The following is a 20,758-nucleotide window of genomic DNA, read 5'->3' as shown; positions in this document are numbered from 1 at the left end:
ATCCCGAGTGAGGTCCTCGGGAGGCGCGGGTGACCGAGGAGGCGGGGGAGCCTCGGGAGGCGGGTGTGACCCGGCGCACTTAGCCTGGTGCGAGAGGTCGCCATGAGCACGAGCACCGTCTACCCCGCCCCCGACGCCACCTGCCGCTCCCGCCGCTGGTGGGGGCTGGCCTTCATCAGCCTCGCCCAGCTGATGGTCGTGCTCGACGCGACCATCGTGAACATCGCCCTGCCGTCCGCCCAGCGCGAGCTGCACATGTCGGACACCAACCGGCAGTGGGTCATCACCGCCTACACGCTCGCCTTCGGCGGCCTGCTGCTGCTCGGCGGCCGGGTGGCCGACCTGGTGGGCCGCAAACGGACGTTCCTGGTGGGCCTGATCGGCTTCGCCGTCGCCTCGGCGGTGGGCGGCGCGGCCACCTCCAGCTGGCATCTGTTCGGCGCCCGCGCCCTCCAGGGCGTCTTCGCCGCGACGCTGGCGCCGTCCGCGCTCTCGCTGGTCACCACGACGTTCACCGAACCGCGGGAGCGCGGCAAGGCGTTCGGGGTGTTCAGCGGCATCGCCGCCGCCGGCAACGCGATCGGGCTCATCTGCGGCGGCGTGCTCACCGAGTACCTGGACTGGCGCTGGTGCATGTACGTCAACGCGCCGATCGCCGTGACCGCCTTCCTCGGCGGCCTGTGGTCCCTGCACGACCACCGGCCCGAGGAGCGGGTGCGTCTGGACGTTCCCGGCGTCGCGCTCGCCTGCACGGGCCTGGTCGGTGTCGTCTACGGGTGCAGCGAGGCGTCGTCCAAGGGCTGGGACAGCCCGCGCGTCCTCGGCGCGCTGTGCGCCGGGGCGGTGCTGCTGGCGCTGTTCGCCCTGCGGCAGACGCGGGCGGCGAGCCCGCTGCTGCCGCCGCGGATCGTGCGCAATCGCAACCGCGGCGGGGCGTTCCTGACGCTCGGGCTCGCCGTGATCGCCATGTTCGGGATGTTCCTCTACATGACGTACTACTTCCAGGGCGTCCTGGACTACCGGCCGGTGGAGGCCGGGCTGGCCTTCCTGCCGATGTCGGCGACGATCATGCTGACCAGCACCCAGCTCTCGCCGCGGCTGCTGCGCCGGCTGCCGCCGCGCGTCCTGCTGTCCTCCGGCACCGTCCTGGCCGCCGCCGGGCTCTTCCTGCTGACCTTCCTCCCGGTCAGGGCGGAGTACGCCGTCCACGTCCTGCCGTCCACGATCCTCTTCGGGCTCGGCATGGGCCTCCTCTTCGTCCCCGTCATGGACACCGCGACGAAGGGCGTCGATCCGGCGGACGCGGGGGTCGCCTCCGCGACGGTCAACACCTGCCAGCAGGTCGGGGGGTCGATCGGCACGGCCCTCCTCAACACGATCGCGACGAGCACGACCGCGGCGTACCTCGCGGCGCGGCGGCCTCCCGCTCCGACGCCAGCACTCGTCAAGGCCGCCGTGGTGCACGGCTTCCACGTCGGCCTGGGCTGGGCCTCGGCCGTCATGCTCCTGGCCGCGGTCACGGCCTGGACCCTGATCCGGGCGGGGGTGCCGCCGCGCCACGGTGCGGCGGCGGTGGAGGCGGCCTCTTACGACCCGCACCGCATGCGCGCGGGTCAGTGAGGGGACTTTGCCCCACCCCGCCCTTTCACCGTTTCTTGCCGCGCTGCCGCGCGGCGCGGTGCGGGGCCGCGCGGCGCGGTGCGGGGCCCGCCCCGCACCCCGTTCCGGGGGCTGCGCCCCCTGGGCCCCGCAACCGCGCTCCGCGCGGTTGTCCTCGGACGGACGGCCTGGATGTCGCGCCGCGGGGCGCACAAATCAGCCCGTCCGGCGATGGAGGACGAGCGGCGGAGCCGCGGTCAGGGGGATGAGGGGGCGCAGCCCCCGCCCGCCGAGCGGAGCGCGGTTCGGGGGCCGGGGCCGGGGGCGCAGCCCTGCCCGCCACGCGGAGCATGGTCCGGGGGCCGGGGCACAGCCCCGAAGCGAGACCCAAAGGGCGAACCCCCGGAACGCGGCGCAGGAGCCAGGCCCCGGGCACAACCCCGCCCAACGCGCGAAGCGCGGTCCAGGGGCCGGGGCCCAGCCCGGAAGCCAGGCCCAGGGGCGCAGCCCCTGGGACGCCGGCGCAGGGGCCGGACCCGGGGCGTGACCCCCGCCCGCCACGCGAAGCGCGGCCCGAAGCCCGGAGGCGCAGCCCCGAAGCGAGACCCAAAGGGGCACAGCCGCAGAACGCGGCGCAGAAGCCAGGCCCCGGGCACAACCTCGCCCGCCGCGCGAAGCGCGGTCCAGGGGCCGGGGCCCAGCCCGGAAGCCAGGCCCAGGGGCGCAGCCCCTGGAATGCCGGCGCAAGGGCCGGACCCGGGGCGTGACCCCCGCCCGCCACGCGAAGCGCGGCCCGAAGCCCGGAGGCGCAGCCCCGAAGCGAGACCCAAGGGACACAGCCGCAGAACGCGGCGCAGAAGCCAGGCCCAAGAGGCGCAGCCCCGGAACGCGGCGCAAGGGCCAGGGCCCAGGGGCCCAGCCCCGGAACACGGCGCAGGGGCCGAGGCCCGGGGGCGCAGCCCCCGGAGCGGGGCCCAGGGGGCGCAGCCCCCGGCACGGGGCCGGGCCCGCGGAGCGCGGTCGCGGGCGCGGGCGCGGGCGGGGGACAGGGGGCGCAGCCCCGGGGAAACGGGGAAAGGGCGGGGTGGGGGAAGGTCACCGCACGACGCGCAACTCGCGCGACGTGGTGTTCAGACGCCTCCCACCCTCCTCCCCGCACACCACGATGTCCTCGATCCGCACCCCGAACCGCCCCGGCAGATAGATCCCCGGCTCGATCGAGAAGCACATCCCCGGCACCAGGGGCTGGTGCTCCCCCTCCACCATGTACGGCGGTTCGTGCGTCGTGACACCGATCCCGTGCCCCGTCCGGTGCACGAAGTACTCGCCGAAGCCGTGCCGGACGATCACCGACCGGGCGGCCCGGTCGATGTCCTGGCACGCGGCCCCGGGCCGCACCGCCTCGAACGCGGCCTGCTGCGCCTCGCGCACGATGTCGTGCACCTTGCGCTCCTCCGCCGTCGGCTCCCCGACGTGCACGGTGCGCGTCGTGTCGGAGCCGTAACCGGCGAGCAGCCCGCCGAAGTCCATGACGACCATGTCGCCGTCCTCGATGACCCGGTCGCCGGAGTCGTGGTGCGGATCGGCCCCGTTGGGCCCGGAGCCGACGATGGTGAAGTCGACCTGGGAGTGCCCGTGTTCGCGCAGGAGCCGGTCGAGGTCGGCCGCGACGTCCAGTTCGCACCGCCCGGCGAACGGCCGCTCCACGACGGCCTCGTAGACCGCGTCGGCCGCCGCCCCCGCCGCCGCGAGCCGCTCGACCTCGGAGGCGTCCTTGACGGCGCGCAGCATCGGCAGGGCCTCGGTGAGCGCGGCGTATCCGGCGCCGGGGCGCAGCCGTTGGAGGGCGAGCAGGTGCAGGGCCCAGGTGTTGTCGGAGACGCCGTAGCGGCCGCGGACGTCGAGGTGGCCGGCGGCCAGGTCGTAGGGGTTCTCGGCGTCCCGCCAGCCGGTGACGGTCAACGCCCCGGCGCCCGGGGCGCGTTCGGCCCCGCCGCGCTCCAGCTCGGGGACGATCAGCAGGGGCCGCCGGCCGGGGACGAGGATCAGGGCGGTGAGCCGCTCGGCGCCGGGCGAGGCCCGGTAGCCGCAGAGCCAGACGAGGTCGGGGCCGGGCGAGACGATCAGCCCGGAGAGCCCCTCCTGGGCGGCGGCCCGGGCGGCGCGCTCCATGCGGGCCGCGTAGTCGTCGGGGGTCGCGGTGCCGGCGGAGGCGGGGTCCGCGGTCATGGGAGCCATGGGGGCAGCGTAATGCGGGTGGAGACGTTCGGCAGGTGATCTCTACCCCACGGGTGAGAGGCGTCTCCTCCCCGGGGAGGAGGCTTCCCCCACCCCAGGACCGATTTCACCCTGATTTCCAAGGAATTCGTTGGCCCCGCATAAAGAGCGTCCCTAGCGTAGGTCTGCCCGCACAGACATTCCCATCCCGTCTCCGGGCCATGCAGCACAGTCACCAGCTTGAGGGGGAACTCCACACCATGTTCCGACGAGTCGGGCGGTTCGCCGTCCACCGGCCATGGCTCACGATCGCCGCGTGGATCGTCGCGGCGATCGCGCTGGGCATGCTGGCGCCGGGTCTGAAGTCCACCAGGGACCAGGCGGAGTTCCTGCCGTCGCACTACGAGTCGGTGAGGGCGGGCAAGCTCCAGGAGCGGGCCTTCCCCCAGACCGAGCAGTCCGCGTCGATCATCGTGTTCAAGCGCGCGGACGGGGCGAAGCTCTCGGCCGCGGACAAGCAGGACATCGTCAAGGTCACCAAGGGCCTGGACGACAAGCACTTCGCGAAGATAGCCAAGGTGGCGACGAGCCCCCAGGCGGTCTCCCCCAACGGCGAGATCGCCCTGGCGAACATCGTCTCCACCGACAAGGACCTCAACGACCAGAAGCTGCTGGACTCCGTCAAGCAGCTCCGCAAGGACGCCAAGCCCCTGCTGAAGAGCACCCAGTTGAAGATGGGTGTCACCGGCCAGGCGGCGTCCACCGTGGACGCGATGGAGTCCTCCGGTGACACGGACGGTCTGATCATGAGCGCCACGCTGGTGCTCATCGTCGTGCTGCTGCTGGTCATCTTCCGCAGCCCGCTGATCGCCATCCTCCCGGTGATCATCATCGGCCTGGTGGCCTCGGTCGCCAACGGCCTCATCGGCACGGCCGCGGAGGTCGGCGGACTCAAGGCCGACGCCAGCATCTCCCAGATCCTGATCGTCGTCCTCTTCGGCATCGGCACCGACTACATCCTCTTCCTGCTCTTCCGCTACCGGGAGCTGCTGCGCGCCGGCAAGGAGCCGAAGGAGGCCCTGGCCGAGGCCGTGGCCCGGGTCGGCGAGACCATCGCCTCCGCCGCCGGCGCGGTGATCGCCTCCTTCCTCGCCCTGCTGCTGTCCACCATGGGCATGCTGGCGGCGATGGGCCCCTCGCTGGCGATCGCCGTCGCGGTGACGCTGGTCGCGGCGCTGACGCTGGTCCCCGCCGTCTTCTCGCTGCTGGGCCGCGCGGCGTTCTGGCCCTCGAAGGCCTGGAAGAAGACCCCGAAGAACCGCATGGCCAACGGGGTCGGCGGCATGGTCGCCCGGCGCCCGGCCGCGGTGGGGCTGCTGTCCGCCGTGGTGCTCGCCGTGCTGGCCGTCGGCGCGTTCAGCTTCAAGAACAAGTTCGACATGGACAGCCAGCTCCCCGAGAAGCTGGAGTCCGTCCAGGCCATGAAGGACCTCCAGAAGGGCTTCTCCGCCGGCCAGTCCGACCCGGCCCTGGTCTACCTGGAGTCGAAGGACAAGGCGAAGCTCGACAAGGGCGAACTGGAGGCGTTCCGCGGGAAGATCGCGGCGGTCCGGGGCGTGGCCCAGGTCGCCCCGGCCGTCCCGAGCAAGGACGGCACGGTCGCCCAGTACACCGTCGTCACGAAGGACAAGCCCACCGCCGACAAGGCCATCAGGGTCGTCGGCGACGACCTGCGGGACGCGGCGCACGAGGCCGCGCCCAAGGGCACCGAGGCGATCGTCGGCGGCACGTCCGCGGTCCTCGCGGACGTCGAGAGGGCCGTCGCCCACGACTACAAGGTGGTCTTCCCGGTCGCCGGCCTCGCGATCATGCTGATCCTCGGCCTGCTGCTGCGCAGCCTGGTCGCCCCGGTCTACCTGATGCTCGCCGTGGCCCTCGGCTTCGGCGCCACGCTCGGCTCGACGGTCTGGCTCTTCCAGGACCTCAAGGGTGAGGACGGCATGCTCTTCATGCTGCCGATCATCATCTATCTCTTCGTGGTCGCCATCGGTACGGACTACAACATCCTGATGGTCGCCCGCCTCCGCGAGGAGGTCCGCAAGGGCGTCCCGCCGCGGCAGGCGATCCGCACGGCCGTGGCCCAGTCGGCGCCGACGGTCTCCTCGGCGGCGATCATCCTCGCCGGCACGTTCGGCGTGCTGCTCCTCGCGGACAACTCGATGCTCCAGCAGATGGGCTTCGCGGTGGCCTTCGGCATCCTGCTGACGGCGTTCGTGATGGCGATGCTGCTCGTTCCGACGATCACGTCGCTGCTCGGCCACAAGGCGTGGTGGCCCGGCCACCAGGACGCCCCCCGCACCGAGGGCCCCACGGCCCACGGCCCGGTCGCCGACGACGCCCCGACGTACTCGACGCACCGCTAGCGGCTCCAGCAGAAAGCCCGGGCGCACGGCCCGGGCTTTCGCGTGTTCAGAGCCGCCTGTCGGGTTCGAACCGACGACCCCCTGTTTACAAGACAGGTGCTCTGGCCAACTGAGCTAAGGCGGCACGCGGAAGCAGTCTAACCGGACTCCCCCGCACCCCCGCCCGTGATTTTCACGACGTGGCCCCGGCCTGCTGACAAGCGGCCCCGGCGGCGGTACCGTCACCGGCAGCCCGGTCCGATTGGACTGGACCACTTGTCACCACCCACCACCCTCCCTCTACTCGGATCGTCCGGCACGTTCCTGCCGGTGAAGGGACCCACCATGGCCACGGTCACGTACGACAAGGCGACCCGCATCTACCCGGGGGCCGAGAAGCCCGCCGTCGACCAGCTCGACATCACCATCGAGGACGGCGAGTTCCTCGTCCTCGTCGGCCCGTCCGGCTGCGGCAAGTCGACCTCGCTGCGCATGCTCGCGGGGCTGGAGGACGTCGACGCGGGCGCGATCCGCATCGGCGACCGCGACGTCACCAACCTGCCGCCGAAGGACCGGGACATCGCCATGGTGTTCCAGAACTACGCGCTCTACCCGCACATGACCGTCGCCGACAACATGGGCTTCGCCCTGAAGATCGCCGGTGTGCCGAAGGCCGAGATCCGGCAGAAGGTCGAGGACGCGGCGCGCATCCTCGACCTCACCGAGTACCTGGGCCGCAAGCCCAAGGCGCTCTCCGGCGGCCAGCGGCAGCGCGTGGCGATGGGCCGGGCGATCGTCCGGGAGCCGCAGGTGTTCCTGATGGACGAGCCGCTGTCGAACCTGGACGCCAAGCTGCGCGTGCAGACCCGCACCCAGATCGCCGGCCTCCAGCGCCGCCTCGGCATCACCACGGTGTACGTCACGCACGACCAGGTCGAGGCGATGACCATGGGCGACCGCGTGGCGGTGCTCAAGGACGGCCTGCTCCAGCAGGTGGACTCGCCGCGCAACATGTACGACCGTCCGGCCAACCTCTTCGTCGCCGGCTTCATCGGCTCGCCCGCCATGAACCTGGTCGAGGTGCCGATCGCCGACGGCGGCGTGAAGTTCGGCAACAGCGTCGTCCCGGTCTCGCGCGAGGCGCTGTCGGCGGCCGCCGACCGGGGCGACCGGACGGTGACGGTGGGCGTGCGGCCGGAGCACTTCGACGTGGTCGGGCAGAGCGGGGACGCCTCGCCGGCGCTCACCAAGGACGAGGCGGCCGGTCTGGCCGTCACGGTCAACGTGGTGGAGGAGCTGGGCGCCGACGGCTACGTCTATGGCACGGCCGAGGTCGGCGGCGAGCGGAAGGACCTCGTCGTCCGCGTCAACGGGCGCAACGTCCCCGAGAAGGGCTCGACCCTGCGCGTCGTCCCCCGCCCGGGTGAGCTGCACGTGTTCTCGACGTCGTCGGGCGAGCGGCTGAGCGACTGACGGGCGAGTGAATCGCGCCACCGCGGCCGGCCGTGGGACCGCCGGGCACGGCGGCCCGCGGCCGGTCAACCGGGCGCCCCCGCGGCCCGGGAAGGGCCTCCCCTGGTCCGGCCGCGCGGACGTCAACCGATTTCCCGCGGCCGCCGAAACAAACGTCACTCGACCGGGTGACTAAATGTCGCGGTCTCATTACGCCTCGCTACCATCTGCGGCATGAACCAGGCCGCCCGCCGCATCGGCAGAACCCTCGCCCTCGTCCTCCCCGTCGTCCTCGTGCTCTCCGGCACCCTCGCGGTGACACGCGTCCCGTGGGCGGCGCCCAACGCCGAGTCCCAGGTGCTCACCGCGTCCTCGGACGCCGCCTCCAGCCAGGCCAGGGCCCGCGCCCCGCACGAGGTGCTGCGCGACAAGCTGCTCACCGAGCTCCAGGAGAAGAACCCCGGGGTGGCCCTGACCCACCTCCAGGAGGCCACCAACGGCCGCCCCTCGCTGGCCCGTTACTGCGTGGACATCGCCCGGGTGCTCGGCCAGGCGGCCGTCGCCAAGTACCACTCGGCGAAGAAGGCCCAGGCGTACTCCCGCCCCGTCTGCGACACCTCGTACGCCTCGGGGGTCTCCCAGGGCCACTGACGGCCCTCCCGGCGGGCCCTTCCCGGCTCCCCGGCGCACCGGCTCCCGACGGAGCCGGCCTCGCGGCGCACGCCGGTCGCACCGCACCCCGCGGCACGGCATATCGTGCGGGGCATGACCGGCACGCACCCCGCCCCCGCACCCGCGCAAGCCGTGATCCTGGCCGGCGGCCAGGGGTCACGGCTTCGCCCTTACACCGACGACCGCCCCAAGCCGATGGTGGAGATCCCCGGCACGGGCGTCCCGATCATCGGGCACCAGCTGGCCTGGCTGGCCTCGGAGGGCGTCACCGACGCGGTCGTCTCGTGCGGCCATCTGGCCGAGGTCCTCCAGGCGTGGCTCGCGTCGGCCGACCTCCCCCTGCGGGTGACCACCGTCGTCGAACGCGAGCCGCTCGGCCGCGGCGGCGGCCTCAAGCACGCGGCCGCCTCGCTGCCGCACCCCGACCGGCCCTGGTACGCCACCAACGGCGACATCTGGACCCGGTTCTCGCTGCGCGAGATGGCCGCCTTCCACCACGAGCGGGACGCCACCGCCACCCTGGCGCTGGCCCGGCCGCGCATCCCCTGGGGCGCGGTGGAGACCGACGAGTTCGGCCACGTCCTGGACTTCATCGAGGCGCCGCCCTCGCCGTACCTCATCAACGCCGGCGTCTACGTCTTCTCGGCCGGCTTCGCGGACCTGCTGCCGGAGCGCGGCGACCACGAGCGCACCACCTTCCCCCGGCTCGCCCGCGAGCGCCGGCTGGCCGGATTCCCGCTGCCGCAGGGCGCGTACTGGCGGGCCATCGACACGGCCAAGGACCTCACCGAGGCCGCCCGCGAACTGGCCCGCTGACACGCGGCGTTGCCACGGACGGCCCCGTACTCCCGGAGAGTGCGGGGCCGTTCGCCGCCGCAGCGCGCGCGGCCATGCGAGAGGGGCCCGGCGCACCGCCGGGCCCCTCCGCGTACCGCCGTGCCGGGGCCTCAGCCGAGGAGCCCCCCGAGGGCGCCCCCGCCGCTGAGACCGCCGGACGAACCCGAGCCGCCCGACGACCCGTTGCCGCCCGTGCCGCCGCTCGTCGCGGCCCCCGTGGGGCTGTGCGGCGCCGCCGGCGCGGCGGGACGCTGGTGCGGCGTCTGCGGCGCGGGACGCGGCCCGCCCGAGGTGGCCCCGGGACGGCTGGAACCGGCCGGTCCCGTCGGGGACTTGACGGCGCCCTGCGCGGGCGGCGTCGCGGACGGCGAGGTGGGCGCCTTGTGCCCGGTGGCGCTGGGCCGCGGGCTGCCGGGGCCGGCGTGGCCGTGGGTGCCGCGCCGCGTGGTGCCGGACTCGGGACGCTGCGGGAGCGGCGAGCCGGGCAGGTTGTTGACCGGCGGCGCCGACGGGCTCCCCGGCCGGACGGCCGGCTGGGCGGAGCGGACGGCGCCGCCGAGCACCGAACCCGTCAGCAGCGTCAGCCCGATGAGCACCGTCGCCATCACGGTGCCCCGCCGCAGCACCCGCCGCCGCAGCTCCCCGAGCGTGGCCCGCGGGCCGAGCCTGCGCCACGCCTCGCCGGCGAGCCGCCCGTCCACCGAGTAGAAGGGGGCGCCCGCGATGACCAGCGGGCTCCAGGCGGCCAGGTAGATGATGTCGGGCGTGTCGTAGACGGGGTGGGTGCGCCAGCTGACCGTGACCAGCAGGGCGATGGACAGCAGGGCGCCGACGGCGGCCGCGAGCCGCTGCCAGAGCCCGAAGATGGTCAGGACGCCGACGATGATCTGGAGGAAGGCCACCGTCAGGCCGGAGCCGACGGGGTGGGCGAGGGCGAACTCCCGCAGCGGCGCCGCGGCGGCCCACGGGTGCAGCGAGGTCAGCCAGGTGACCATGGAGCCGCGCTTGCCGCCGTCGAAGTAGACGGGGTCGCACAGCTTGCCCATGCCGGCGTAGACGGAGATCAGCCCGAGGAAGATCCGCAGCGGCAGCAGGACGACCCCGAGGTCCATCCGGCGGCCGGGGTAGTAGGCGTGCCGGACGGAATCACCGCCCGCGCGCCCGCGGTCCGCCGGACCGTCGTCCTCGTCCGGCCAGTCGGCCTCGTCGTCGAACTCGCCGTTCGGATACGGCTGTTCGTCGAACGCGCCGGCCGCCGGGCGCATCCCGCGCAGGAGTTGGGTCTGCTCGGCGGGGCCGCGCGGGCCGACCACCGTGGCGGGCGCGTCGGCGTCGACGCCGACCCGCGGCAGGACCTGGGTGGCGCCCGCGTCACCGCCGCCCCCGACGGCGGCGGACATGGCCTCCAAAAGCTGGGTCGGGGCCGCCTCCCCGGGCGCGGCCCGCCCGCTCCACACCACAGGGGCCCGGCGTTTGGCCGGGCCCTTGACGGTGGGCAGCTGCGCCGTGTCGGCGGCGATCCCGGCGAACTGCCGGGCGCGGTGCGGGGGACGCGCGAGCTGCACGCGGAAGCTCAGGTGGTTGCCGGAGACCTGCGCGGGATCGGACGGGACCTTCACCGTACTCAGCGCGGGCTGGTCGTCGTACCCGGAAGAGCTTCCCCCCGTAGGTGTGCGGGGTGTTCTGGTGTCCACACTCATCTAACCGAGTGACCGGAGGTTAGGACACTGCCTTGACCGACACGGGTGTCCGAGACCCGTCAACGTGGCTGCGCCGCCCGTACGAGGACGGCGCAGCCGTTCGTGCTAGGCGCGGCGGCGGGCCGCCTCGTAGAGGACGACACCGGCGGCGACACCGGCGTTGAGCGACTCGGCGCCGCCGGGCATCGGGATGCGCACCCGGAAGTCGCAGGTCTCGCCGACGAGCCGGGACAGGCCCTTGCCCTCGCTGCCGACGACGATCACCACCGGACCGTCCAGGGCGTCGAGTTCGTGCAGCTCGACGTCGCCGTCGGCGGCCAGGCCGACGACCATCAGGCCCTCCTTCTGGTACGCCTCCAGCGTCCGCGTCATGTTGGTGGCGCGGGCCACGGGGGTGCGGGCGGCGGTGCCGGCGGAGGTCTTCCAGGCGCTGGCGGTCATGCCGGCCGCGCGGCGCTCGGGGACGACCACGCCGTGCCCGCCGAAGGCGGAGACGGAGCGGACGACGGCGCCGAGGTTGCGCGGGTCGGTGATGCCGTCGAGGGCGACGATCAGCGGGTCCTCGCCGTTGTCGGCGGCGAGGGCCGTCAGGTCCTCGGGGTGGGCGTAGTCGTACGGCGGCACCGACAGGACGAGGCCCTGGTGGTTGAGCCCGTTGGTCATGCGGTCGAGCTCGGGGCGGGGGGCCTCCATGAGGTTGAGGCCCTTCTCGGTGGCGAGCTGGAGCGCCTCGCGCACCCGCTCGTCGCTGTCCACGAACTGCTGGACGTAGAGCGTGTTCGCGGGCACGCCCTCGCGCAGCGCCTCGACCACCGAGTTGCGGCCGACGACCAGCTCGTTGGTGCCCTTGGGGCCGCCGCGGCGGGGGGCCGGGCGGCGGGACGCCTGCTTGGCCTGGGCGTTGGCGAGGCGGTTCTTCTTGTGCCCCTTGCGCATGTGCGCGGGCGGGGTGGGGCCCTTGCCCTCCAGGGCCCGGCGCCGCTTGCCGCCGCTGCCGACCGTCGCGCCCTTCTTGTTGGACGTGCGGCGGTTCCTGCGCTGGCTGTTGCCGGCCATGGGGGTCACCTGTTTCTTTACTGCTCAGAGCCGCCGGGCAGCGGATCGGTAAACGTACGTACGAAAAGTGTCGCTCAGGACAGCGACCAGCGCGGACCGGACGGGGTGTCCTCGATCGCCAGGCCGGACTGCTGGAGCTGGTCACGGATGGCGTCGGCGGCGGCCCAGTCCTTGCGGGAGCGGGCCGCCTGGCGCTGCTCCAGCACCAGCCGGACCAGGGAGTCCACCACGCCGTGCAGGTCGTCGCCGCGGCCCGCGCCGCCGGCCCACTGCTCGTCCAGCGGGTCCAGGCCCAGGACGCCGAGCATGGCCCGCACCTCGGCCAGACGGGCGACGGCGGACTCCTTGTCGTCCGCGCTCAGCGCCGCGTTGCCCTGGCGCACCGTGGTGTGGACGACGGCCAGGGCCTGCGGGACGCCGAAGTCGTCGTCCATGGCCTCGGCGAAGGCCGGCGGGACCTCGGCGGCGGGCTCGACCGCGCCGGCCTTCCCGTACAGCTCCGAGACGCGCTGGACGAAGCCCTCGATCCGCGCGAACGCCGCCTCGGCCTCGCGCAGCGCCTCCGGGCTGTACTCGATCATCGAGCGGTAGTGCGGGGTGCCCAGGTAGTAGCGGAGCACGATCGGGCGCCAGTCCTTGAGCATCTCCGAGACCAGCACGGAGTTGCCCAGCGACTTGGCCATCTTCTCGCCACTGATCGTGACCCAGGCGTTGTGCAGCCAGTACCGGGCGAAGTCGTCGCCGAAGGCCTTGGCCTGGGCGATCTCGTTCTCGTGGTGCGGGAAGATCAGGTCGAGGCCGCCGCCGTGGATGTCGAAGGCGGTGCCGAGGTACTTGTGCGCCATGGCCGAGCACTCCAGGTGCCAGCCCGGGCGGCCGCGGCCCCAGGGGGTCTCCCAGCTGGGCTCGCCCTCCTTGGCCGCCTTCCACATGGCGAAGTCGCGCGGGTCGCGCTTGCCGGTCTCGCCCTCGCCGGAGGGCTGGAGGAGGTTCTCCAGCTCCTGGTTGGAGAGCTGGAGGTAGCCGGGGAAGGAGCGGACGTCGAAGTAGACGTTGCCGTCGGCCGCGTAGGCGTGACCGCGCTCGATCAGCCCGCGCATCATCTCGATCATCTCCGGGACGTGCCCGGTCGCCCGCGGCTCGACGGTCGGGCGCAGGCAGCCCAGCGCGTCGTAGCCGTCGTTGAAGGCGCGCTCGTTCGCGTAGCCGATGGACCACCACGGGCGGCCCTGCTCGGCGGCCTTGTTGATGATCTTGTCGTCGATGTCGGTGACGTTGCGGACCAGGGTCACGTCGTAGCCGCGGTAGGTGAACCAGCGGCGCATGATGTCGAAGTTGAGCCCGGAGCGGATGTGGCCGATGTGCGGCGCGGCCTGCACGGTCGCGCCACAGAGGTAGATCGAGACACAGCCCGGGACGATCGGGGTGAAGTCACGGATCTGCCGGGCGCTGGTGTCGTACAGGCGAATAGTCACGGAACCAGGGTAGTGGGCGCGGGACAGTGCCTCGGGCCGCACGAGCCCCCACCGCTTTGCCCGCTATTTAATGTTTTGCCGCATAAATGCAATTCCGCGTGATAGCTTCCCGGGCACACCTCGGGACAGGCGGGCACCGCGGACACCAGGAGGGGCGTTGCACTCCACTCTGCCGCCACAGCAGGAGCGCTGGGAACCACCGCCGCGTGCCGCGCCGCCCGCACCGCCCTCCCACGGCGGCCCGCTGCCCGGCCGGGTGGCCGCCCTGGACGGGCTGCGGCTGTGCGCGGCCCTGATGGTCGTCGCGTACCACTGGATCGCCTTCGGCAGCGGCGCCTGGGGCGCCGAGGCCCGCACCGTCTTCCCCACGGCCCACCTGCCGGCCTCCTACGGCTGGCTCGGCGTCCAGCTGTTCTTCCTCATCAGCGGGTTCGTCATCTGCATGAGCGGCTGGGGCAAGGGCGTCGGCGAGTTCGCCGCCTCGCGCGCCGCCCGGCTGCTGCCGGCCTACTGGTTCGCGGTGCTGCTGGCCGCCCTCGTCGTACGGCGCTGGCCGACGGTCAACTCCGCCCCCGCCCTGCGGGACGTGGCCGTCAACCTCACGATGCTCCAGGACCCCCTGGGCGTGGAACCCGTCGACGGCGTCTACTGGACCCTCTGGATCGAGGTCCGCTTCTATCTGCTCTTCGCCCTGGTCGTCGCCGCGGGCCTCACCTACCGGCGGGTCCTGGCCTTCTGCGGCCTGTGGGCCCTGGCCGCCCTCGCCGCCCGCGCGACCGACGACGACCTGCTGCGCGAGCTGCTGCTCCCCTACGACTGCTGGTACTTCATCGCGGGCATCGCCTTCTACCTCACGCACCGCTTCGGGCCCAACGCCCTGCTCTGGCTGATCACCGGCGGAAGCCTGCTGATCGCCCAGCACGACCTGCTGTCCGCGCAGGCCAGGGCCGAGTCGCACATGGGCCACCGGGTGCCGCACTGGCCCACCCTGCTGCTGGTGCTCCTCTTCTTCCTCGCGATGTCGGCGGTGGCCCTGGGCTGGACACGGCGGCTCGACTGGCGTTGGCTGTCCACCGCCGGGGCGCTCACGTATCCGCTCTACCTGCTCCACGAGCGCGTCGGCTGGGTGCTCATCAAGCGCGCGGACGGCCGGGTGCCGGCGCACGTGCTGCTGCCCGTCCTGGCGGCGGGGATGCTGGTGGCCGCCTGGCTGGTGCACGTGGGCATCGAGCGCCCGCTGGCCCGCAGGGTCCGCGACAGACTGCGGCGGGCGGTGACCGCCCTGCGGGCCGCCTGACCCGGCCGCACGGGATGGACATGCCATGGACACCGGATGGTCACGAAAGGGCACGGATGAGTACCACCATCCAGGGGAGACGGTGGAGAAAAACAGGGACAGGAGACCACTGTCACGGCCATCCGGCCGCCCCCTGTGTCAGCATTCCCGCACACCCACGCTACGTACGACGATCCGACAAGCCACGGAAGAGGACGACATGCGCTTCGCCAGGCGAGGTGGCCCCGACGGCAGCCCGGCGACCGCCCGGCGGCAGGCACCCAGGCTCGTTGTCCTGGACGGCCTCCGCATCGTGGCGGCCCTCATGGTCGTGGTCTTCCACTACACGGCCCTCCGCGGCGGCTGGGGCCGGAACCCCGACGACGTCTTCCCCGTCCTGCGCACCGCCACCCGCTACGGCTGGGTCGGCGTCGAGGTCTTCTTCCTGATCAGCGGGTTCGTCATCTGCATGAGCGCCTGGGGGCGCCCGCTGGGCGACTACGTCGTCTCCCGGGTCTCCCGGATCTATCCCGCCTACTGGTTCGCGATCTTCCTGACCGCGGGCGTCATCACGCTCTGGCCACAGGTCCGCAGCGTGGAGAACATGGACGTGGTCCTCACCAACCTGACCATGGTCCAGGAGGCCTTCGGGGTCTGGGACGTGGACGGCGTCTACTGGACGCTCTTCATCGAGCTCAAGTTCTACGTGCTCTTCGCGATCGTGGTCGCCACCGGCGTCACGTACCGCAAGTGCGTGCTCTTCTGCGGCCTGTGGACGCTGGCCGCGGTCATGGTCCCCAAGGCGGACAGCAAGCTGCTCGAGATGTGGGCCATGCCGCTCTACACGCCCTACTTCGTCGCGGGCATCTGCTTCTACCTGATGCACCGCTTCAAGCCGACCGCGCTGCTGTGGGGCATCGTCGGGATGTCGCTGCTGATCGCCCTGCACGGGGTGCCCAAGCGGGTCGCCGACAACACCCACGCCGGCATCCCGACGCTGCCCGCGAAGGTGATAGTGGTCGCGGCGTTCGTGATCATGGCGTTGATCGCGCTGGGGTACTTCGACCGGATCCAGTGGCGCTGGCTGACGACGGCGGGCGCGCTGACCTTCCCCCTCTACCTGATCCACCAGTACATCGGCATGACCGTCATCCACGGCCTGCGCGAGCACATCCCGCCGTATCCGCTCGTCGGCGGGCTGATCGTGGTGATGCTGCTGGCGGCGTGGCTGATCCAGCGGTATGTGGAACGGCCGCTGGGCAAGCGGATGCGGCGCGCTCTGACGCGCGGGATGGAGGAGGTGCGGCGGAACTCGGCGCCGGCCGCGACGGCGGTCCTCCGCAAGGACGCCGCCGTCTCCGCCGCCGTCCCGGTCCTCCAGGAGCCGCGCGGCCGCAAGCAGCCGGCGGCGGAGCCGGACCGCGTCCCGGCGGGCTCCGCGGACGCCCCGTAGGGCGGCGGAGCCCGGCCCGGGGAGCGGGGCGGGGCTACAGCGACCCCACGACCTTCCGGGGCGTGACGCGGACGACGACGCGCTGCGCGTCCTCCGCCGCCGCGGGGTTGAAGTCGGCGTAGTCCTTGCCCGTGTACTTGCGCGAGAGCTCGTCGATCAGCTCCGCCCCGCCCTCCGTCGTGATCGTCGCGTGGCCCCGCACCTCCGCGTACGTGTAAGGCGCGTTCGGCGGGTTGACGAGCACCGTCACCCGCGGATCACGCCGGAGGTTCCGCTCCTTGCGGCGCCCGACCGTCGTCGAGATGAGCAGGTCGTCGCCGTCGCGCTTGACCCAGGTGACCGACAGCTGCGGGCTGCCGTCCGGCTGGAGGGTCGCGACGGTGACGAAGGCGGGGTTGTCGTCGAGGTACTGCTTCAGGTCGTCGGAGAGCACGGCGGACACGGCGGGTCCTCCCTCGGGACGGTTCGTGATCGGAACGTCGATCAGAACCGTATCCGCGGAGCGGGCTCAGCGCCGGGCGACGACCAGCGCCGTGGCGATCGCGGCGAGCCCCTCCGCGCGGCCCGTGAGCCCCAGCCCGTCCGTCGTCGTGCCGGAGACGTGCACGGGGGCGCCGACCGCCGCGGAGAGCACCTCCTGTGCCTCGGCCCGCCGCTTGCCGATCTTCGGGCGGACGCCGATGACCTGGATGGCCACGTTGCCGATCTCGAAGCCCTCGGCCCGGACGATCCGGGCGGCCTCGGCCAGCAGGGTGACGCCGGAGGCACCGGCCCACTCGGGGCGCCCGGTGCCGAAGTGCGCGCCGAGGTCGCCGACGCCCGCCGCCGAGAACAGCGCGTCGCACGCGGCGTGCGCGGCCACGTCGCCGTCCGAGTGACCGGCCAGGCCGTGGTCCGCGTCCTCCCAGAGCAGGCCGGCGCACCACAGCTCACGGCCCTTCTCGAAGGCGTGCACATCGGTGCCGATGCCGACCAGGGGCAGCGCGGACGGGGCGTCAAAAACCATCGTTGGCCCTCCTGCGGGCGATCACGGCCTCGGCCAGCACCAGGTCCAGCGGCCTGGTCACCTTGAAGGCCTCCTCGTGGCCGGGGACGACGACCACCGGGAACCCGAGCCGTTCGACCATTCCGGCGTCGTCCGTGGCGCCCTCGCCCGGCGCGTCGTCGAAGGCCAGGTGGGCCTCGTCGAGCACGCGGCGGTCGAAGCCCTGCGGGGTCTGCACGGCGCGCAGCAGGGCGCGTTCGGGCGTGGCGACGACGGGCTCGGGCCCGTCCCGGCGCGGCTCGACACGCTTGACGGTGTCGGCGAGCGGCAGCGCGGGCACCACGGCGGGGGAGCCCGCGCGCACGGCCGCGACCACGGCGTCGACCGTGTCGACCGGGACGAGGGGACGCGCGGCGTCGTGGACGAGGACCACGCCGACGTCGCCGGGCAGCGCGCGCAGGCCCTGGGAGACGGACTCCTGGCGGGTGGCGCCGCCGGGCACGACGAGGACCTCGGTCCGGTCGCCGGCGAGCGGGAACTCGTCGAGCAGGGCGCGCACTTCGGCCGCGCCGTCGGGCGGGGCCACGACGACGACGAGGGAGACCGCGCGGGAGGCCGCCATGGCCCGCACCGCGTGCACGAGCATCGGGATGCCGCCGAGCGTGCGCAGCGCCTTGGGGGCGCCGGGCCCGAGCCGTACGCCGCGGCCGGCCGCGGGGATGACCGCCGCGGTCCGCGCCTCCGCCGGAACGGAGGACCCGTCGGATGTGGCTCGATCAGACATTGCGTTGGCGTTCAGGTTTGCTTCCTCGGCCGGGTTGGGTATGGCCTGGGGGTGCCCCCCGCTCCTGGAGCAGGGGCATGTGCCCGGCGTCCCGCCGCGACCAGCCCCTTCCGTGACGACTGGTCCCGTCGGCCGCCCGGGCGCACGGCACCGGCGCGGCCGGTGCGGAGACGCCGCAGCGCCCGTCGGATGACGTCGGTCATCGCACGGGCACCGCGGCACTTCTGCGTACGGCTGCTGCCGCATCCACCGTCCGGCGTGCTGCGTCTCCCCGCAACGACGGGCCGGCGAGGAAGCGGGCCCGGGTCGGCGGGAGCCGGAAGGGGTGCGTCAGGAGGCTGCGTCAGGAGGCGAGGACCTCGTCGAGCAGGGCCTCTGCCTTGTCCTCGTTGGTGTTCTCGGCGAGGGCCAGCTCGCTCACCAGGATCTGGCGGGCCTTGGCCAGCATGCGCTTCTCGCCCGCGGACAGGCCGCGCTCGCGCTCACGGCGCCACAGGTCGCGGACCACCTCGGCGACCTTGATGACGTCGCCGGACGCCAGCTTCTCCAGGTTCGCCTTGTAGCGGCGGGACCAGTTCGTCGGCTCCTCGGCGTACGGCGCGCGGAGCACCTCGAAGACCCGGTCGAGCCCGTCCTGGCCGACCACGTCGCGCACACCGACGAACTCGGCATTGTCCGCCGGCACCCGAACCGTCAGGTCACCCTGGGCGACCTTCAGCACCAAGTAGGTCTTGTCCACGCCTTTGATCTGGCGAGTTTCGATGGCCTCGATCAGCGCGGCCCCGTGATGGGGATAGACCACGGTGTCGCCAACCTTGAACGTCATGTGACAGGTACCCCTTCCGTGGCTATCCAGTCTAACACGGGAAGTGCGCGTTCTGAATGGCGTTTCCGCAGGTCAGGGCATATCTCGGGGCTTGACAACAGCGGTCGTGACGTGCTGCGGCAGGGTTCCGGAAGCGGGTATTCGCAGGTCGGAGCGGTTGTCCGGGGGAAGTGAAACGAGCACGTTACACGTACCGGAGCGGCCTCGCGAGCGGTCGAACGTCCCGTTTTGCCGGGGTCCGGTCGGCGCACTTCCCGTACTCCGTTCGGGGCGGACGATCCATCCACGCGCCTTCTGTGCGCCTTCTGCGCGCGGATTAGGGAATTGATCAAGCCGAACTTGATCAATTCCGTAACTCGCTCCCCTTCGGTCCCGCATTCCTTACCGATAATCCCCCCGAAGGGACCTCCGGGGAGTGGTCCGGGAGCCCTTCGGGAGTCCTGCGATAAGCCGGTGGTAGGACCCGTGGCGGGCGAGTGGACCTTGAGGGGCGGGTCGGGTGCGGGGCCCGTCGGACGGCTCGGTAACCTAAGCGCGCTGACACACCTCTTACTTCGTCCAAGGAGATGCCGCCGCCGTGAGCAGCAGCCTTCGACGCGGCGCTCTCGCCGCCACCGTCCTCGCGCTCTCGATCGCCACGCTCTCCGCCTGCGGGGCGGGGAACGACGCACAGACGCTCGAGGTCAAGCCGGACAACGCCGCAGTCGCGGTGGGTGACATCAAGCTCCAGAACATCAACGTGATCACCCAGCCGGAGCTCGACTCCAAGGGCCCCGCCGTGATCACGGGCCAGCTGTTCAACAACGGGGACAAGGACCAGACCCTGTCCGCCGTGAAGCTGCCCGGCAAGAAGGTCACCGTCCAGCTCACCGGTGCCAAGGGCGCCGGTCCTGTGGTCGTCCCGGCCGGTGGTTCCCTGACGCTCGGCGGCAAGGGCAACGCCTCGGCGGTCCTGCCGAACGGCCGCGAGAGCATCAAGGACGGCGAGCAGCAGCAGCTGTCCTTCGTCTTCAGCAGGACCGGCGACGTCCGGATCGGCGCCTTCGTGGTGCCCGCCACCCACTACTTCAAGGAGTGGGGCCCGAGCGAGGCCCCCTCCGCGCCGGCGAAGAGCGGCCAGCCGGGCAAGCAGGGCGCCCCGGCGTCGGCCACCCCGTCCGGCAAGGCGGAGGAGAAGAAGGGCGACGCCGCCAGGAACGCCGACGCCAACGCCAAGAAGAACGACAAGAACCGGCAGGGCACCGCCTCGCCGGACGCCGGTCACTGACCGGACGCGCGGGAGGGCCGGAAGCCCAGGGGCTTCCGGCCCTCCCGCATCACTGCCCTCCGGGCCGGCCTACGGCTCGAACTTGTAGCCGAGGCCGCGCACCGTCACCAGGTAGCGCGGGGCCCCCGGGTCCGGCTCGATCTTGGCGCGCAGCCGCTTGACGTGGACGTCGAGCGTCTTGGTGTCGCCGACGTAGTCCGCGCCCCAGACGCGGTCGATCAGCTGCATGCGGGTCAGCACCCGGCCCGCGTTGCGCAGCAGCATCTCCAGCAGGTCGAACTCCTTGAGCGGCAGGTCCACCTTGCCGCCGGCGACCGTGACCACGTGGCGGTCGACGTCCATACGGACGGGGCCGGCCTCCAGGGCGGCCGGCTCGACCTCCTCCGGCTCGCCGCGGCGGCGCAGCACCGCGCGGATGCGGGCGACCAGTTCGCGGGAGGAGAAGGGCTTGGTGACGTAGTCGTCGGCCCCTATCTCCAGGCCGACCACCTTGTCGATCTCGCTGTCCTTGGCGGTGACCATGATGACGGGCACGTTGGAGCGGCCGCGCAACTGCCGGCAGACCTCGGTGCCGGGCAGGCCCGGCAGCATCAGGTCGAGCAGGACGAGGTCGGCGCCGTTGCGCTCGAACTCGTCCAGGCCGTCGGGGCCGGTGGCCGCGACGGCGACCTCGAACCCTTCCTTGCGGAGCATGTAGGACAACGCGTCGCTGAAGGACTCCTCGTCCTCGACGACGAGCACTCGGGTCACGGGACGA

Annotated in this window: 17 protein-coding genes and 1 tRNA gene; 8 read left to right on the top strand and 10 right to left on the bottom strand. The window is 72.6% G+C overall.

What is annotated here, in order from left to right; genetic code table 11:
- Positions 1-102 precede the first annotated feature (102 nt).
- Positions 103-1,620 carry an MFS transporter gene (locus AC230_RS13710; RefSeq protein WP_049716464.1) on the top strand — a complete coding sequence of 506 codons (1,518 nt, stop codon included), beginning with the start codon at positions 103-105 and terminating at the stop codon, positions 1,618-1,620.
- Positions 1,621-2,694: 1,074 nt separating this feature from the next.
- On the opposite strand, the gene AC230_RS13705 is transcribed toward AC230_RS13710, so the two are convergent.
- Positions 2,695-3,828, bottom strand: a complete 1,134-nt coding sequence (locus AC230_RS13705; protein WP_049716463.1) for an aminopeptidase P family protein — start codon at positions 3,826-3,828, stop codon at positions 2,695-2,697.
- Positions 3,829-4,076: 248 nt separating this feature from the next.
- Between AC230_RS13705 and AC230_RS13700 the strand changes: the two genes are divergently transcribed.
- Complete coding sequence (locus AC230_RS13700; RefSeq protein ID WP_049716462.1) at positions 4,077-6,239, top strand: MMPL family transporter; 2,163 nt, start codon at positions 4,077-4,079, stop codon at positions 6,237-6,239.
- Between the two features lie 50 nt (positions 6,240-6,289).
- Here the strand turns inward: AC230_RS13700 and AC230_RS13695 are convergent.
- Positions 6,290-6,363 (bottom strand) — tRNA-Thr (locus tag AC230_RS13695).
- Between the two features lie 200 nt (positions 6,364-6,563).
- On the opposite strand from AC230_RS13695, the gene AC230_RS13690 reads away from it, so the two are divergent.
- The 3 genes from AC230_RS13690 (at position 6,564) to AC230_RS13680 (ending at position 9,158) form a co-directional block, all read left to right on the top strand.
- Positions 6,564-7,691: an ABC transporter ATP-binding protein gene (locus AC230_RS13690; protein ID WP_049716461.1), complete on the top strand. Its 1,128-nt coding sequence runs from the start codon at positions 6,564-6,566 to the stop codon at positions 7,689-7,691.
- A gap of 213 nt (positions 7,692-7,904) precedes the next feature.
- Positions 7,905-8,321 (top strand): hypothetical protein, encoded by a 417-nt coding sequence (locus AC230_RS13685; RefSeq protein WP_049716460.1) that lies wholly within the window; start codon positions 7,905-7,907, stop codon positions 8,319-8,321.
- Positions 8,322-8,435: 114 nt separating this feature from the next.
- The gene (locus AC230_RS13680; protein ID WP_049716459.1) at positions 8,436-9,158 is read left to right on the top strand and encodes a nucleotidyltransferase family protein; all 723 of its coding nucleotides are present in this window, start codon (positions 8,436-8,438) and stop codon (positions 9,156-9,158) included.
- A gap of 131 nt (positions 9,159-9,289) precedes the next feature.
- On the opposite strand, the gene AC230_RS13675 is transcribed toward AC230_RS13680, so the two are convergent.
- The 3 genes from AC230_RS13675 to cysS all read right to left on the bottom strand — a co-directional run bounded on the left by AC230_RS13675 (position 9,290) and on the right by cysS (position 13,410).
- Positions 9,290-10,879: a DoxX family protein gene (locus AC230_RS13675; RefSeq protein WP_078871223.1), complete on the bottom strand. Its 1,590-nt coding sequence runs from the start codon at positions 10,877-10,879 to the stop codon at positions 9,290-9,292.
- A gap of 105 nt (positions 10,880-10,984) precedes the next feature.
- On the bottom strand, positions 10,985-11,935 hold the full coding sequence (gene rlmB / locus AC230_RS13670; RefSeq protein WP_049716457.1) for a 23S rRNA (guanosine(2251)-2'-O)-methyltransferase RlmB: 951 nt from the start codon (positions 11,933-11,935) through the stop codon (positions 10,985-10,987).
- A 74-nt stretch (positions 11,936-12,009) separates the two neighbouring features.
- Entirely contained in the window at positions 12,010-13,410 is a 1,401-nt protein-coding gene (cysS, locus tag AC230_RS13665; RefSeq protein WP_049716976.1) for a cysteine--tRNA ligase, read from the bottom strand.
- 157 nt (positions 13,411-13,567) lie between these two features.
- Between cysS and AC230_RS13660 the strand changes: the two genes are divergently transcribed.
- On the top strand, positions 13,568-14,707 hold the full coding sequence (locus AC230_RS13660) for an acyltransferase family protein (RefSeq protein WP_049716456.1): 1,140 nt from the start codon (positions 13,568-13,570) through the stop codon (positions 14,705-14,707).
- A 199-nt stretch (positions 14,708-14,906) separates the two neighbouring features.
- The gene (locus AC230_RS13655; protein WP_049716455.1) at positions 14,907-16,139 is read left to right on the top strand and encodes an acyltransferase family protein; all 1,233 of its coding nucleotides are present in this window, start codon (positions 14,907-14,909) and stop codon (positions 16,137-16,139) included.
- 34 nt (positions 16,140-16,173) lie between these two features.
- Here AC230_RS13655 and AC230_RS13650 read toward each other — a convergent pair whose 3' ends face one another.
- The 4 genes from AC230_RS13650 to AC230_RS13635 all read right to left on the bottom strand — a co-directional run bounded on the left by AC230_RS13650 (position 16,174) and on the right by AC230_RS13635 (position 18,734).
- Complete coding sequence (locus AC230_RS13650) at positions 16,174-16,581, bottom strand: PPOX class F420-dependent oxidoreductase (protein ID WP_049716454.1); 408 nt, start codon at positions 16,579-16,581, stop codon at positions 16,174-16,176.
- Between the two features lie 66 nt (positions 16,582-16,647).
- Complete coding sequence (gene ispF / locus AC230_RS13645) at positions 16,648-17,145, bottom strand: 2-C-methyl-D-erythritol 2,4-cyclodiphosphate synthase (protein ID WP_049716453.1); 498 nt, start codon at positions 17,143-17,145, stop codon at positions 16,648-16,650.
- Positions 17,135-17,908, bottom strand: coding sequence for a 2-C-methyl-D-erythritol 4-phosphate cytidylyltransferase (gene ispD, locus AC230_RS13640; RefSeq protein WP_049716452.1), 774 nt, complete (start codon positions 17,906-17,908; stop codon positions 17,135-17,137). Before ispD ends, ispF begins: the two co-directional genes overlap by 11 nt.
- Positions 17,909-18,251: 343 nt before the next feature.
- Positions 18,252-18,734, bottom strand: coding sequence for a CarD family transcriptional regulator (locus tag AC230_RS13635; RefSeq protein ID WP_003953493.1), 483 nt, complete (start codon positions 18,732-18,734; stop codon positions 18,252-18,254).
- Positions 18,735-19,311: 577 nt separating this feature from the next.
- Between AC230_RS13635 and AC230_RS13630 the strand changes: the two genes are divergently transcribed.
- Positions 19,312-20,001 (top strand): copper chaperone PCu(A)C domain-containing protein, encoded by a 690-nt coding sequence (locus AC230_RS13630; protein WP_049716451.1) that lies wholly within the window; start codon positions 19,312-19,314, stop codon positions 19,999-20,001.
- Between the two features lie 69 nt (positions 20,002-20,070).
- Here the strand turns inward: AC230_RS13630 and phoP are convergent, their stop codons facing one another.
- Entirely contained in the window at positions 20,071-20,742 is a 672-nt protein-coding gene (gene phoP / locus AC230_RS13625) for a two-component system response regulator PhoP (protein WP_479683269.1), read from the bottom strand.
- Between the last annotated feature and the right edge of the window lie 16 nt (positions 20,743-20,758).

The organism is Streptomyces caatingaensis, assembly GCF_001187435.1.
Taxonomy (GTDB): Bacteria; Actinomycetota; Actinomycetes; order Streptomycetales; family Streptomycetaceae; genus Streptomyces; species Streptomyces caatingaensis.
The sequence above is the reverse complement of the archived record's forward strand: the minus strand, read 5'-3'. Positions and strand labels throughout refer to the sequence as shown.

Excerpts from the sequence above, each read along its gene's own strand:
- AC230_RS13710 (WP_049716464.1), top strand. The coding sequence starts at position 103 with ATGAGCACGAGCACCGTCTACCCCGCCCCCGACGCCACCTGCCGCTCC.
- AC230_RS13705 (WP_049716463.1), bottom strand. The coding sequence starts at position 3,828 with ATGACCGCGGACCCCGCCTCCGCCGGCACCGCGACCCCCGACGACTAC.
- AC230_RS13700 (WP_049716462.1), top strand. The coding sequence starts at position 4,077 with ATGTTCCGACGAGTCGGGCGGTTCGCCGTCCACCGGCCATGGCTCACG.
- AC230_RS13690 (WP_049716461.1), top strand. The coding sequence starts at position 6,564 with ATGGCCACGGTCACGTACGACAAGGCGACCCGCATCTACCCGGGGGCC.
- AC230_RS13685 (WP_049716460.1), top strand. The coding sequence starts at position 7,905 with ATGAACCAGGCCGCCCGCCGCATCGGCAGAACCCTCGCCCTCGTCCTC.
- AC230_RS13680 (WP_049716459.1), top strand. The coding sequence starts at position 8,436 with ATGACCGGCACGCACCCCGCCCCCGCACCCGCGCAAGCCGTGATCCTG.
- AC230_RS13675 (WP_078871223.1), bottom strand. The coding sequence starts at position 10,879 with ATGAGTGTGGACACCAGAACACCCCGCACACCTACGGGGGGAAGCTCT.
- rlmB (WP_049716457.1), bottom strand. The coding sequence starts at position 11,935 with ATGGCCGGCAACAGCCAGCGCAGGAACCGCCGCACGTCCAACAAGAAG.
- AC230_RS13655 (WP_049716455.1), top strand. The coding sequence starts at position 14,907 with ATGCGCTTCGCCAGGCGAGGTGGCCCCGACGGCAGCCCGGCGACCGCC.
- ispF (WP_049716453.1), bottom strand. The coding sequence starts at position 17,145 with ATGGTTTTTGACGCCCCGTCCGCGCTGCCCCTGGTCGGCATCGGCACC.
- ispD (WP_049716452.1), bottom strand. The coding sequence starts at position 17,908 with ATGTCTGATCGAGCCACATCCGACGGGTCCTCCGTTCCGGCGGAGGCG.
- AC230_RS13635 (WP_003953493.1), bottom strand. The coding sequence starts at position 18,734 with ATGACGTTCAAGGTTGGCGACACCGTGGTCTATCCCCATCACGGGGCC.